General features: G+C 68.2%; 9 protein-coding genes. 7 read left to right on the top strand and 2 right to left on the bottom strand.

What is annotated here, in order from left to right; all coding sequences use genetic code 11:
- The first annotated feature begins 2 nt into the window (after window positions 1–2).
- The 7 genes from GWI72_RS04470 (at window position 3) to GWI72_RS04440 (ending at window position 8,479) form a co-directional block, all read left to right on the top strand.
- Window positions 3–1,274, top strand: a complete 1,272-nt coding sequence (locus GWI72_RS04470) for a M24 family metallopeptidase (RefSeq protein ID WP_161707964.1) — start codon at window positions 3–5, stop codon at window positions 1,272–1,274.
- Window positions 1,275–1,461: 187 nt separating this feature from the next.
- On the top strand, window positions 1,462–2,376 hold the full coding sequence (locus GWI72_RS04465; protein ID WP_161707963.1) for a LysR family transcriptional regulator: 915 nt from the start codon (window positions 1,462–1,464) through the stop codon (window positions 2,374–2,376).
- Window positions 2,377–2,485: 109 nt separating this feature from the next.
- Window positions 2,486–2,965: a formate dehydrogenase subunit gamma gene (locus tag GWI72_RS04460; RefSeq protein WP_161675835.1), complete on the top strand. Its 480-nt coding sequence runs from the start codon at window positions 2,486–2,488 to the stop codon at window positions 2,963–2,965.
- Entirely contained in the window at window positions 2,962–4,506 is a 1,545-nt protein-coding gene (locus tag GWI72_RS04455) for a formate dehydrogenase beta subunit (RefSeq protein ID WP_161707962.1), read from the top strand. The genes GWI72_RS04460 and GWI72_RS04455 overlap by 4 nt, the downstream gene beginning before the upstream one ends.
- Window positions 4,503–7,382, top strand: a complete 2,880-nt coding sequence (gene fdhF, locus GWI72_RS04450; RefSeq protein WP_161707961.1) for a formate dehydrogenase subunit alpha — start codon at window positions 4,503–4,505, stop codon at window positions 7,380–7,382. The genes GWI72_RS04455 and fdhF overlap by 4 nt, the downstream gene beginning before the upstream one ends.
- Before the next feature lie 58 nt (window positions 7,383–7,440).
- Window positions 7,441–8,268 carry a formate dehydrogenase accessory sulfurtransferase FdhD gene (gene fdhD / locus GWI72_RS04445; protein WP_161709093.1) on the top strand — a complete coding sequence of 276 codons (828 nt, stop codon included), beginning with the start codon at window positions 7,441–7,443 and terminating at the stop codon, window positions 8,266–8,268.
- Window positions 8,258–8,479 carry a formate dehydrogenase subunit delta gene (locus GWI72_RS04440; RefSeq protein WP_161675832.1) on the top strand — a complete coding sequence of 74 codons (222 nt, stop codon included), beginning with the start codon at window positions 8,258–8,260 and terminating at the stop codon, window positions 8,477–8,479. Before fdhD ends, GWI72_RS04440 begins: the two co-directional genes overlap by 11 nt.
- Window positions 8,480–8,607: 128 nt before the next feature.
- Here GWI72_RS04440 and GWI72_RS04435 read toward each other — a convergent pair whose 3' ends face one another.
- A complete protein-coding gene (locus tag GWI72_RS04435; protein ID WP_244314202.1) occupies window positions 8,608–10,143 on the bottom strand; it encodes an indolepyruvate oxidoreductase subunit beta family protein in 1,536 nt (511 codons plus the stop codon).
- Window positions 10,140–12,302 (bottom strand): thiamine pyrophosphate-dependent enzyme, encoded by a 2,163-nt coding sequence (locus GWI72_RS04430; protein WP_161707960.1) that lies wholly within the window; start codon window positions 12,300–12,302, stop codon window positions 10,140–10,142. Before GWI72_RS04430 ends, GWI72_RS04435 begins: the two co-directional genes overlap by 4 nt.
- Window positions 12,303–12,403: the final 101 nt, after the last annotated feature.

The following is a 12,403-nucleotide window of genomic DNA, read 5'->3' as shown; positions in this document are numbered from 1 at the left end:
CGATGCCGGCCCTCGACCGTACCCGCGCAGAACGGCTGATGGCTGCCGAAGGCCTTGAGGCCCTCGTGCTGCTGTCGCCGGAAAGCTTCCGCCATGCGACCGGTGCCCCCGCTGGCGTCGGCACGATGTGGCGCCGGGCTGGCGCCGTCGCCGTGCTGATCCCCTGTGACGCGAGCCTGCCGGAAATGGCGGTGGCGAGCGACCTCTTCGCCCCGGCCTTTCGCAAGGCGAGCCCGATCCGCGACCTGAGGACCACGCCGCTCTGGGTCGAGACGACCGATCTCGCCGACACCGACCCTGCCGGCGCCGCCGGGCCGGGATCACCTGCCGAGGGCGAAGACCTTGCCGGGCGGATCGCCGCAGCCAATCGCCGCGACGGACGGCCGGCCGGCTTCACCCGCCCCACCACCTTCCGCGCGGACCTTTGCTATGCGCATCTGGGTGAGGCCCTGCGTGAACGCGGACTTGGACCGGGCAGCCGCATCGGGGTCGAACTCGCGGCCGTCTCCGGCGCCGACATGGCAGAGCTGCTGCAGGGGCTGGCCGGCTTCGACATCCGTGACGGCAGCGCCATCGCCGCCCGTCTGAAGATGGTGAAGACGGCCGAGGAGATCGGCTGGCTGCGCGAGGCGGTCACCCTGGCGGAGCTTGGCATCGCGGCGCTCAGGGATCAGGCAAGGGTGGGCATGAGCCGGCGCGACATCGCGCGGCTCTGGGTCGACGCCGTGACGGCCGCAAGCCCTGGTCCCCGGCTCACCGGCACCTGGGACTATGTCTCGGTCGGCCCCGATCCCTGGGGCGGCGAGGCCACCGCTGCTCCGGGCGACATCGTCAAGGTCGATGTCGGCTGCCTGATCCATGGCTACACGTCCGACACCGGGCGGACTTTCGTCTTCGGACAAGCCAGCCCGGATGCCGGGCGCATCCATGCAGCCCTGGCGTCCGGCTTTGCCGCCGGCGAGCGTCTGCTGGCCCCGGGCACGCCCCTGTCGGAGATCCACCGTGCCGCCACGGCGGCGATCCGTGCCGCCGGCTTCCCCGAGTTCAGCCGCGGCCACTTCGGTCATGGCCTCGGCTCCAGTCTCGGCAGCGAGGAATGGCCCTTCATCGCCGCCGACAGCGATGTCATCGCGGAACCGGGCATGGTTCTGGCCTTTGAATGCCCCTGGTATCTGACCGGTCTCGGCGGCTTCATCCTGGAAAACCAGTATCTCATCACCGACAGCGGCGCCGAATGCATGAACCGGCTGCCGACGGATCTCGTTCGCCTCTAGGACGTGCCGCCGGTGCCAGCATGTGGAACCGGTGTTGAAGGCCCCGTCGCCGCAGCCCCGGCAAACCGGTAGCCCGCAGCGTCGCGAAGCAGATAAGCTGCGACCAGGACACGGGCGCGGCGGCCGGTCAGCCTGACATGCCAGGCCAACCGCAGGAGCTGCGCCCGTCCAGAGCACCGGTGCCTTGATGATCGACAAGCTGGAAATGTTCATTGCGCTCGCCAACGAGAAGCATTTCGGCCGCGCGGCCGAGGTGATCGGCGTCACGCAGCCCACCCTGTCCTCGGCCATGAAGCAGCTCGAGGAACATCTCGGCGTGCAGCTCATTCATCGCGGTTCGCGCTATCAGGGCCTGACGCCGGAAGGCGAGCGCGCGCTCGACTGGGCGCTGCGCATCGTGGCCGACGCCCGCGCGCTCAAGGCCGAGATGCGCCGGGCCCGCTCCGGCCTGTCCGGCAACCTCAGGCTCGGCGTCATTCCCACCGCGCTGCCGATGGTGGTGGATCTTGTCGCGCCCTTCACCGACAAGCATCCGCAGGTGCGGGTGTCGATCCTGTCGCGCACCTCGGCGGAAATCCTGGAACAGATCGACCGGCTGGAACTGGACGCAGGCATCACCTATCTCGATCCGGCCCCGGCCCGGCGCGTCGAGGTGAGGCCTTTGTACCTCGAGACCTACTGCCTCCTGATGCGGGCCGACGCGCCGCTGGCCCAGCTGCCCGCCCTGACCTGGGGCGAGGTCGGCCGGCAGGCCCTCTGCCTCCTGTCGAGCGACATGCAGAACCGCCGCATCATCGACCGGCATCTCGCCGCCGCCGGCGTCCCCTCGTCCCCGATGGTGGAATCGAATTCCATCGTCGTGCTGGTCTCGCATGTGCTGACCGGGCGCTGGATGTCGGTGGTCCCCGCCAAGTTCGCAGGCCATGTCGTCACGCGCGGCGAACTTGTCGCCGTGCCGGTCGTCGCCGACGTGCCCGAGGCCGGACAGCAGGTGGGCCTGGTCGTCGCCCAGCGGGATCCGCACACGCCGATGCTGCAGGCCCTCATCGACGTCGCCGAGGCCAGCTCCCGCCGCCGCCCCGGCCAGACCGGGCAAGCCTGAGCGGACGGACACGCGAGGTCTTGATAGATCAAGCCAATCACCCAACGATTTCAGGAAATTGAACCGGCGCGAACAACCGCTAAGAGTGGATCCTGGAGAGGAGACGCTCATGTCGGTACCGTTTTCAGCCGATGCGGTTCGTGCGACCACGCATGACATCGTGACGGCCCATGCATCCCTCGAAGGCCCGCTGCTTCCGATCCTGCACGCCGTGCAGGAGGCCTTCGGTTTCGTCCCGCAGGACGCCCTTCCCGTGATCGCGCAAGGCCTCAACCTGTCGCGGGCCGAAGTGCACGGGGTGATGAGCTTCTATCACGACTTCCGGACCGAACCGGCCGGCCGGCACGTGCTCAAGGTCTGCCGCGCCGAGGCCTGCCAGGCCATGGGAACGAACGCGCTGGCCGACAAGCTGAAGCGCCGGCTCGGGATCGACTGGCACGGCACCACCAGCGATGGCGCGGTGACGCTGGAGCCTGTCTACTGCCTCGGCCTTTGCGCCCAGTCGCCGGCCGCCATGCTGGACGGCGAGCTGTTCGCCCGGCTGGATGACGACGGCGTCGACGAGATGCTGGGAGGGATCGGCAAATGAGCGTGACCGTCTTCGTTCCCCGCGACGCGGCAGCCCTGGCCGTCGGCGCGGACAAGGTGGCGGCGGCCATCGAGCGCGAGGCAGCCGCCCGCAATCTCGATGTGACCATCATCCGCAACGGCTCGCGCGGCATGCTCTGGCTGGAAACGCTGGTCGAGGTGCGCACCGACAAGGGCCGCGTCGCCTATGGCCCGGTGAAGGCCTCCGACGTGCCGTCCCTGTTCGACGCAGGCTTCCTGAGCGGCGGTGACCACAGGCTCGCCCACGGCGTGACCGCCGAGATCCCCTTCCTGAAGGGCCAGACCCGGCTGACCTTTGCCCGTTGCGGCGTCACCGATCCGCTGTCGCTCGAGGACTACCGCTACTACAAGGGCCTGAAGGGCCTGGAAGCTGCCGTCGCCATGGCCCCGGCCGAGATCGTGAAACAGGTCACCGACAGCGGCCTGCGTGGCCGCGGCGGTGCAGGCTTCCCGACCGGCATCAAGTGGAAGACCGTGGCGGACGCCAGGGCCGACCAGAAATACATCGTCTGCAACGCCGACGAAGGCGACAGCGGCACCTTCGCCGACCGGATGATCATGGAAGGCGATCCCTTCGTGCTGATCGAGGGCATGGCGATTGCCGCCATCGCGGTCGGCGCGACCAGGGGCTACATCTACACCCGCTCCGAATATCCGCATGCCATCGCCATCATGCAGGAGGCGATCGCCATCGCCCGGCGCGCGGGCATCCTGGGCGCGTCCGTGCTGGGCTCCTCCCATGCCTTCGACATGGAAGTCCGCGTCGGCGCGGGCGCCTATGTCTGCGGTGAGGAAACCTCGCTGCTCAACAGCCTGGAAGGCAAGCGCGGCATCGTCCGCGCCAAGCCGCCGCTGCCTGCGCTGGAGGGCCTGTTCGGCAAGCCGACGGTCGTCAACAACGTCATGTCGCTGGCCTCCGTCCCGGTCATCCTGGACCGGGGCGCGCAGTTCTACCGCGACTTCGGCGTTGGCCGCTCGCATGGCACGATCCCGATCCAGCTGGCCGGCAACCTGAAGCACGGCGGCCTTTACGAGACCGCCTTCGGCCTGACGCTGGGCGAACTCGTCAACGACATTGGCGGCGGCACGCTCTCCGGCCGCCCGGTGAAGGCGGTGCAGGTCGGCGGGCCGCTCGGGGCCTATTTCCCCCCGGCCCTCTTCGACACGGTCTTCGACTACGAGGCCTTTGCCGCCGCCGGCGGTCTCATCGGCCATGCGGGCGTTGTCGTCTTCGATGACACGGTGGACATGCTGGCCCAGGCCCGCTTCGCCATGGAGTTCTGCGCCATCGAATCCTGCGGCAAGTGCACGCCTTGCCGCATCGGCGCCGTGCGCGGCGTGGAGACGGTGGACCGGATCGCCCGCGGTGACGCCGCTGCCATCCCGCTGCTCGAAAGCCTCTGCGACACCATGAAATCCGGCTCGCTCTGTGCGCTGGGGGGCTTCACGCCCTACCCCGTCATGAGCGCCCTCACCCACTTCCCCGCTGACTTTGACAGGATGAAGGAGGCCGCGGAATGAAGGACTCCCGTTTGCTTGACCGCGACTTCGGCACCCCGGCCGCCCGGTCCGAAAAGATGATCACCCTGACCGTCGACGGCTTCGAGGTCAGCGTGCCGGAAGGCACCTCGGTGATGCGCGCGGCCGCAGAGGCCGGCATCTCGGTGCCCAAGCTCTGCGCCACCGACATGCTGGATGCCTTCGGCTCCTGCCGCCTCTGCCTTGTCGAGATCGAGGGCCGCGCGGGCACGCCCGCCTCCTGCACCACGCCGGTCGCCCCCGGCATGGTCGTCCACACCCAGACCGGTCGTCTGAAGGACCTGCGCAAGGGCGTGATGGAGCTCTACATCTCCGATCACCCGCTCGACTGCCTGACCTGCGCGGCCAATGGCGACTGCGAGCTGCAGGATATGGCCGGGGCCGTCGGCCTGCGCGAGGTGCGCTATGAGGCCGTGGACACCCATTTCCGCGCCCGCAATGCCGGCGGCGACGTCAATCCGCAGTGGCTGGCCAAGGACGAGAGCAACCCGTATTTCACCTATGACCCGTCGAAATGCATCGTCTGCTCGCGCTGCGTGCGCGCCTGTGAGGAAGTCCAGGGCACCTTCGCCCTGACCATCGAGGGCCGCGGCTTCGACAGCCGGGTTTCGGCCGGCATGATGGGCGACACGTTCCTCTCTTCCGACTGCGTGTCCTGCGGCGCCTGCGTGCAGGCCTGCCCGACGGCGACGCTGCAGGAAAAGAGCGTGATCGAGATCGGCACGCCGGAGCGGGCCGTGGTCACCACCTGCGCCTATTGCGGCGTCGGCTGCTCGTTCAAGGCGGAAATGCGCGGCGACGAGCTGGTGCGCATGGTGCCCTACAAGGACGGCAAGGCCAATCGCGGCCACAGCTGCGTCAAGGGCCGCTTCGCCTGGGGCTATGCCCAGCACAAGGACCGGATCCTGATGCCGATGATCCGCGAGGCGATCACCGATCCCTGGCGCGAGGTCTCCTGGGACGAGGCACTGAGCTTTGCCGCCGGCCGGATGAAGGCGATCCAGGCCAGACATGGCCGCCAGTCGGTCGGCGTCATCACCTCCTCCCGTTGCACCAACGAGGAAACCTACCTCGTCCAGAAGCTGACGCGCGCGGTCTTCCGCAACAACAACACGGACACCTGCGCCCGCGTCTGCCATTCGCCGACCGGCTATGGCCTCGGCCAGACCTTCGGCACCTCGGCCGGCACGCAGGACTTCGACAGCGTCGAGCACACCGACGTGGTCATCGTCATGGGCGCCAACCCGACGGATGGGCACCCGGTGTTCGCCAGCCGCCTGAAGAAGCGTCTGCGCAAGGGGGCCAAGCTGATCGTCATCGATCCGCGCCGGATCGACCTGGTGCAGTCGCCGCATGTCAAGGCCGCGCATCACCTGCAGCTGAAGCCGGGCACCAATGTCGCGGTCATCTCGGCGATGGCGCACACGATCGTCACCGAGGGCCTCTTCGACGAGGCCTTCATCCGCGAGCGCTGCGACTGGGACGAGTTCCAGGACTATGCCGAGTTCATCACCGACCCGCGCCACAGCCCGGAAGCCACGGCCGACCTTACCGGCGTGCCGGCCGAGGAGCTGCGGGCAGCCGCAAGGCTCTATGCCCGTGGCGGCAACGGGGCGATCTATTACGGCCTTGGCGTCACCGAGCATTCGCAAGGGTCCACCACGGTCATCGGCATTGCCAACCTTGCCATGATGACCGGCAACATCGGCCGCAAGGGTGTCGGCGTGAACCCGCTGCGCGGCCAGAACAACGTGCAGGGCTCCTGCGACATGGGCTCGTTCCCGCACGAGCTGCCCGGCTACCGCCATGTGAAGCATGATCATGTGCGCGCGGTCTTCGAGAGCCTGTGGGGCGTGGAGCTGGACAAGGAGCCGGGCCTGCGCATCCCCAACATGCTGGATGCGGCCGTCGAGGGCACATTCAAGGGCCTCTACTGCCAGGGCGAGGACATTCTCCAGTCCGATCCCGACACCAGGCACGTTGCCGCAGGTCTTGCCGCCATGGACTGCGTCATCGTGCATGACCTGTTCCTGAACGAGACCGCCAACTACGCCCATGTATTCCTGCCCGGCTCGACCTTCCTGGAAAAGGACGGCACCTTCACCAACGCCGAACGCCGCATCAACCGCGTGCGCAAGGTGATGGCGCCGAAGAACGGCTATGCCGACTGGGAGATCACCCAGATGCTGGCCAATGCCATGGGGGCCAACTGGACCTATCGGCATCCCTCGGAGATCATGGCGGAAATCTCGCTGACGACCCCGTCCTTCGCCGGCGTCACCTACGAGAGGCTGGACGAGCTGGGCTCTGTCCAGTGGCCCTGCAACGCGGACGCTCCCGAAGGCACGCCGCTGATGCATGTCGACGGGTTCATGCGGGGCAAGGGCAAGTTCATCCGCACGGAATACGTGGCAACGGACGAGCGCACCGGCCCGCGCTTCCCGCTGTTGCTCACCACCGGCCGCATTCTCAGCCAGTACAATGTGGGGGCGCAGACGCGGCGCACGGCCAACACCGTCTGGCACGAGGAAGACGTGCTGGAGATCCACCCGCATGACGCGGAAAACCGGGGTCTCAAGGACGGCGACTGGGTGCGGCTGGCCAGCCGCTCCGGCGAGACGACCTTGCGCGCGAAGATAACGGACCGGGTGTCGCCGGGCGTGGTCTACACCACCTTCCACCACCCCACGACCCAGGCCAACGTCATCACCACCGACTTCTCGGACTGGGCGACCAACTGCCCCGAGTACAAGGTGACGGCCGTGCAGGTGTCTCCGTCCAACGGCCCGAGCATCTGGCAGCAGGACTATGCCGCGCAGGCCGAACTGTCCCGCCGCATCCTGCCGGCCGCAGAGTGAGCGGCCTGCGCGCATGGACCAGGACCGGGCCATGATCCAGCGGACGGCAGCGCCCCGCATGCGCTTGCGCGTGCGGGCCGGAACAGCCCGGCAGGAGGACGCCCTCCTGCCGGCGGAAGTGCCCGTGGCCCTCAGCTACAACGGCACGACGCAGGCCGTGATGATGGCAACGCCCGCCAACCTCACCGATTTCGCCCTCGGCTTCTCGCTGAGCGAAGGCATCGCCCGCCCCGACGACATCCGCGACATCGAGGCGGTGACCGGCGAGGACGGGATTGACCTCAGGATCTGGCTGAAGGACGAGGCCGGAAACCGTCTGCTGGCGCGCCGCCGCACGATGACCGGGCCCGTCGGCTGCGGCCTCTGCGGGCTCGACAGCCTCGCCGAGGCCCGGCGGCCGCTGGCCCCTGTGCCCGCCAGCCCGCTGCGTCTGGGCCACCACGACATTGCCGGGGCGATGGCGGCGCTGACACAACACCAGCCGCTGCATGACGCAACCCGCGCGGTGCATGCGGCCGGCTTCTGGCAGCAGGGCAAGGGGCTCATCTGCGTGCGCGAGGATGTCGGACGCCACAACGCGCTCGACAAGCTCATTGGCGCGCTGGTCGGGGCCGGGACCGTGACGCCTGGCGCGCCGGTCACGGGCGCGGTCGTCCTCACCTCGCGGATCTCGCTCGACATGGTGCAGAAATGCGCGGCCCTTGGGGCGCCCGCCATCCTGGCCGTTTCGGCGCCGACGCTGGCAGCCGTCGAGGCGGCGGAGGCTGCAGACATCACGCTCGTTGCCCTTGCCCGCAGCGAGGGCTTCGATCTTTACACCCACCCCGGGCGGATCAGCATCGACGCCGCCCTTCCCCCCGATGCAGAGGCATCCGATGTCCGCTGACAAGCTCGTCTACATGGCCAACCAGATCGCCCGCTTCATGGCCTCCAAGCCCCACGCCGAGGGCGTTGCGGGCGTCGCGGCCCATATCAACGACTACTGGGAACCGCGCATGCGCCGGCAGCTGTTCGAGATCCTCGACGGCGGCAGCGAGGGCCTGCATCCGCTGGTCGTGGAAGCCGCGCCCCAGATCCGCCGGCCGGTCGAGGCCTGAGCGCCTCGCTCCGATGATGAAAAAAGCCCCGGAAGCCTGGGCTCCCGGGGCAGCTGTGAACGGAGAATGGCCTCTTGAGGGTGGGCAGAGGCCGGCCGCGCACAGAAATCCGGCGCCGGCAGACCGCCTCAGACGAAGCTGCGGATGGTCTGGAGCGCGCCGTCGAGCGCCTTGCCTTCCTCGTCCTTCAGCGCTGCCTCGCGCAGACGCCGCGTCCAGTCGGCCGCGTCCGGCCGGCCCTCGACCATCCGGGCCCCGTCCAGCACCTTGTCGAACTTGCTGAGACCGCGCGCGTGCGTGTCGGAGTAGCCCTTCACCAGCCGGCGGCAGCGGATCACCTCCACGGCAAGGTCATAGTCGCGCGGGGTAAGCGCCAGGGCCCGGTCAAGCCAGGCCGCCAGATGCGCCATCTCCTGCGCATGGCGCAGGGTGCGCCGGCGCCAGCCTTTAAGGCCGCCGAGGATGTAGAGCTGCAGGAAGGCGGTGAGACTGTCGGAGCGGAGCCGCTTGCCCTTGTCGAACAGCCGGCCGAGCAGCGCCATCCGGTCGGGATTGGCGGCCCAGCGGGCGCCCAGGCGCGCGGGAAACAGCGAGACGATCTCCTCCGCGCGCGGATGCAGGAACTCGGTCACCTGCAGCAGGTTGCCGGCCTTGGCCCCCATCTCCCTCGCGATACGGTCATGACGTCCGGCCTTGGTCTTGGCATCCGCAACGCGGATGATGTCGTCATAGGCCATGGCATTGGCGACGTATTTCGCAGCCTCCCGGGTGAGGTCATGCGGCGGCCGGTCAACCGCAGCAACGCGGTCGAGCCGGTCGAGATATTCGGCCCCGTAGGCGATGTCCTGGAAATCGACGACCTTGCGCAGGCCAGCTTCGGCCATCTCCCGGGCAGCCTCGGGCAGGCGACGGACACGGTCGAGCAGCGCCTGATAGGCCTCGACCTGACGCTTCGGGCCGCGGAGGCCGGGTGCGGCTGCGGGAGGGGGAACCACCTCGTCGGGCAAGGTGCCCTGTGCTGCGGCAAAGCCGGCGTTGAAGGCGCGAAGCGAGCCCTCGACGCCCTTGCCGCTGCGCCGGATCGCGTCCTCAAAGGCCTCGCGCGGGAACGGCAGCGCGCCGCTGCCGGCCAGCGCCCCGAACAGGCTCGCCGAGATGACCGATCCGTTCTTGACCGCGAGCGCGTCGAAGTCCGCATGGATGAAACGCTGCGCCGCGATATCGGCCGCCGCCATCACCTCCTCGCTGGAGGCGATGCCGTCACCCGGCACCATCTTCTCGCTGACGGCCAGCGCGCGGTGGGTGGAGGCAATGAGGGTGGTGCGGTCCGGCGTGACGAAGCCGCGCTGGATCGACCGGCCGGCCTCCATCATCTCGGCCGCGATCATGATGTCGACATCACCCGCCGCCGGCATGAGCGAGAAGACCGGCGTGCCCTCGCCGCGCGGCGCCATCTCGACATAATAGACCGTGGCGCCGGTGCGCTGCGCCACGCCGGCAACACTGGTCGCCTGCGCGTCATAGCCGTTCGAGCGGGCGACATCCTCGATCCAGCTGGTGAGCACGCCACCGCCCTGCCCGCCGACGGCAAGCGCCGCCAGCTTGATGATGCCGCCGAGGCGCGGATCGGCCGCGCGCCGTTCGAGAAGACCGGCCATGGTCATGATTGCACCCCTCCAAAATCAAGCCGCCGCGCCGTGCGCCGACGGATCAGCCAGCCGATGACGGCCGAGCGGACGCCGGCCCACCAGGCCTCGAAGCCACCCGGGTTGTGCACCACGTCGGCGCGGTAGAAGCTCGGACAGAGAATGGCGGCATCCGCCACCTCGCCGCAGTTGCCGCAGCCGACACAGCTCTGGTCGATCGAGGCCACCGGATCATCGCGCAAGGGATCGTCCAGCCGCTTCAAGGACAGCGACGGACAGCCCGACAGACGGATGCAGGCGTGATCGCCGGTGCAGACCTCCTCGTCGACACCGAACTTCGGGGCCTCGACACGCCGGCCGGCCTTGATCGCCTTGGCGACCAGCGGCTTCTCGCGCCTCTGCCGGTTCAGCATGCATTCCGACGAGGCGACGATGACCTTCGGCCCCGTCTCCGGCGTGGTCAGGGCCTCGCGGATCGTGTCGCGCATGCGCGCCACGTCATAGGTCCGGTCGATCTCGCGCACCCAGCTGATGCCGATGCCCTTCAGGGCGCGGGAGATCGGGTTTTTCGTCGACTTGGTGTCGTTGTCGGCGCGCGAGGACATGATGTCCTGCCCGCCGGTGGCCGCCGAATAGAAATTGTCGACAACGATGGCAACGCCATCCGACTTGTTGAAGGCCATGTTGGTGAAGGACGAGGACAGGCCATTGTGCCAGAAGCCGCCGTCGCCGATGATCGCTACGGGGCGCTTGGCCCCCCCACCATCAAAGGCGCCGTTGGCCGCAGGTCCAAGGCCATAGCCCATGGTCGCGCCACCGATCTCGAAGGGCGGCAGCGAGGCGAACAGATGGCAGCCGATGTCGGCGGCGATCTGGTGCTTGCCGAGCTCCTTCTCCACAAGCTTCATCGCGGCAAAGATCGGCCGCTCCGGGCAGCCGGTGCAGAAGCCGGGCGGGCGGATCGGCACGGTCTTCGACAGGTCCGGGATCTCGGGGCGTTCCTGGTTGGGCGCGCGCACGGCCGCCGGCAGGGTCTGCGGCGCAACCTTGCGCAGGAAGGCCTCGATGGCGTCAAGCATGACGGTGCCGTTGTATTCCCCCGCCAGCGGAAACAGCCCCTTGCCATGCAGCGTCACCGATGCGCCGGCCCGGTAGAGATAGGATCCGAGCTGCGTCTCGATGAACTCCGGCTGGCCCTCCTCCACGACAAGGACGTGATCCTTGCCGGCGCAGAACTCCAGGAACTCGCCGGAGAGCAGCGGATAGGTAACGTTGAGCACATAGATCGGGATGTCCGAATGGCCGTAGATGTCGGCCAGTCCAAGCCGCTGCAACGCGCGAATGACGCCGTTGAACATGCCGCCCTGCACGACGATGCCGAGGCGCGGGCCATCCTGCCCCGGTGCCGGGCCGAAGAACTCGTTCAGCTTGCGCTCGCGGATGAAGCGCTCGGCCGCCGGCCAGCGGTTCTTCACCTTGTCCTGCTCATGGGCAAAGGACATTGGCGGAAGCACGACGCGGGCGAAGTCGGAGCGCGGACTGGCCACCGCGTCCTTGACCGTGAAGGCCGGCGGGCGATTGTCACGGCAGGTGAAGCTGCCGGTCACATGGCACGAGCGGATGCGCACCATGAGCATGACGGGCGTGTTGGATGCTTCTGATAAATCAAAGCCATCCGATACCATCTTTACAATTGAAGTGAGGTTCGGACGCGGATCCAGCAGCCAGAACTGCGACTTCATGGCAAAGGCGTGGCTGCGCTCCTGCATGATGCTGGAGCCCTCGCCATAGTCCTCGCCGACGATGATCATCGCCCCGCCGGTGACGCCGGACGAGGCGAGGTTCGCCAGGGCGTCCGAGGCGACGTTGACACCGACGGAGCCCTTGAAGGTCACGGCTCCCCGGATCGGGTAATGCACCGAGGCAGCCAGCATCGCCCCGGCGGCGGCCTCGTTGGCATTGGCCTCGAAGCGCACGCCGAGCTCCGAGAGCAGCTCCTCCGCGTCAGCCAGCACGTCCATCAGATGCGAGATCGGCGCTCCCTGGTAGCCGCCGACATAGCCGACGCCGGACTCCAGCAGGGCCTTGGTGATGGCCAGGATGCCCTCCCCGGTAAAGACCTCGCCCTCGCCCAGGCGCAGATGCTCGACTTCGGCCTTGAAACTGCGTTCGGCCATGGTTCTTCTCCCTCCTCGCGGTCCCCCCGATCCGGACAGCCCTGACGAAAGACAAAGGGTCTCCCGTTCCCGCAAGACAGGGTCTGCGGGCCAAGGCCACG

The organism is Pannonibacter sp. XCT-53, assembly GCF_009915765.1.
In the GTDB taxonomy this organism is placed as follows: Bacteria; Pseudomonadota; Alphaproteobacteria; order Rhizobiales; family Stappiaceae; genus Pannonibacter; species Pannonibacter tanglangensis.
This window is presented reverse-complemented; position numbering and strand designations above follow the sequence as displayed.